We start from the raw sequence: 612 nt of genomic DNA, 5'->3' as shown, positions 1-612 counted from the left end.
AGTTCCTGCAGCGTCGAGCAACCCCGACAATCCTCGGAACTTGTCCTCGAGGAGCGCTGACGTGTCGAGTTGCCGGACGTCGAGACGCTCGGTGAGAGATGTGGTCGTTCGCGGATTCGGCACGCCCAGGACGTCTGCAAGAGAACCTGCCTGATCGATCGACACGAGCAGCACTCTCGCCCCATCGGTCGCAGCCGACACAGCAGTCGCTGCGGCAAGCGTCGTCGTGCCTACTCCGCCTTTACCGACGAACAGTTGGACGCGCGATCGTTGCTCCGGCACTCAGCCCTCGACTCGCTTCTTCAGTTCCTTCAGAGCTGTGTCGGTGATGATCTTCTCGGCCTTGCGCTTGAACAGTCCGATCATCGGAATCGTCAGGTCGACCGTCAACTCGTAGGTGACCGACGTGGTGCCGTTCGGGCCGGGCTCAAGTGTGTACGAACCGAATTGGGACTTCTGAATCTCGCCCGAGATCAGCTCCCAACTCACCGCCATACCGTCCGGTGCCCACGAATACTGCAGTTCGTAGGTGTCCTTCACCATCCCCGCGTCGAGGACGAAACGTACTCGGTCCGCGCGGCCGCCCTGTCCCGGCGCCGTCACCTCGACGGA

General features: G+C 61.9%; 2 protein-coding genes. Both read right to left on the bottom strand.

The window, feature by feature from the left end; translation table 11 throughout:
• Window positions 1-282: ArsA-related P-loop ATPase (locus ABD369_RS40875; protein ID WP_344641703.1), on the bottom strand; the 282-nt coding region annotated here is incomplete at its 3' end.
• The coding region (locus tag ABD369_RS40870) for an SRPBCC family protein (protein WP_344641702.1) at window positions 283-612 on the bottom strand (330 nt) is incomplete at its 5' end.

The organism is Kitasatospora cystarginea (assembly GCF_039533515.1).
Taxonomy (GTDB): domain Bacteria; phylum Actinomycetota; class Actinomycetes; order Streptomycetales; family Streptomycetaceae; genus Kitasatospora; species Kitasatospora cystarginea.
The sequence above is the reverse complement of the archived record's forward strand: the minus strand, read 5'-3'. Positions and strand labels throughout refer to the sequence as shown.